This is a genomic window from Pseudomonas sp. K5002, assembly GCF_013386655.1.
Taxonomy (GTDB): domain Bacteria; phylum Pseudomonadota; class Gammaproteobacteria; order Pseudomonadales; family Pseudomonadaceae; genus Aquipseudomonas.
In genome coordinates, this window is sequence record NZ_JACARK010001554.1 from 1 (window position 1) to 671 (window position 671).

Consider the following 671-nt stretch of genomic DNA (forward strand, 5'->3'; position numbering starts at 1 on the left):
AGGCTGGAAATCTCGGCCTGGCCAACGGCGGCATCGGGGCTGCGGTCGGGGCTGAACAGCGGCGCCTGCCAGGTGCCGGCGAGGCTTTCCAGGGTCGCACTCGGGGCCACGTGAACCTTGGCCGAAGCATTGGCGCGCACGGCGGAGGCAGGCTTATCCAACCACTGCGGCGCGTCGCCGATGCTGCTCAAGATGCCCACCATCAGCAGGCCCAGCAGCCCGGCCACACCGAGCAATCCCCACTCGAGGGGGCGCAATGAATTGATCATCGGCGGGCCTGCGTGGCGGCTGCCGGTTGCAGATAACCGCGCACCAACAGGTGCACCACCAGCTTTCCGGCACCGCCGCTGGCGGGGGCATTCGGCCCGCGACGGACGCTCATTTCATCCACGAACAGGAACGGTCGCTGGTACTCCAGCTCATGCAGGATCGCGGTCAGGGGTTCGATGGCGCAGTTGAGGGTCAGGCTGACTTTGATCTGGCGATAGGGCTCGGTGTCGTCCTGCTCCGGGGTGATGGGCATGCGCTGGGTCAGGCTGCAGCCGCCGCCGAGGCCGGCGCGGCTGTTGATCAGGTCGGCGATGCGCTGCATCAGGTCCGCCGCCACGGCGCTGGGGTCATCCCCCGGCAACAGGCTGGTGCTGCTGGCCGGGTCCTGGCGGGCTTGCTCC

The 671-nt window shown here is 68.6% G+C and carries 1 protein-coding gene and 1 pseudogene; both read right to left on the reverse strand.

From position 1 onward, the window contains the following. Positions 1 to 269: pseudogene (locus HX846_RS37880) on the reverse strand (hypothetical protein); the annotation flags it as partial. Then, positions 266 to 671: type II secretion system protein GspM (gene gspM / locus HX846_RS37885; RefSeq protein ID WP_178967544.1), on the reverse strand; the 406-nt coding region annotated here is incomplete at its 5' end. The gene gspM and the pseudogene HX846_RS37880, both read right to left, overlap by 4 nt.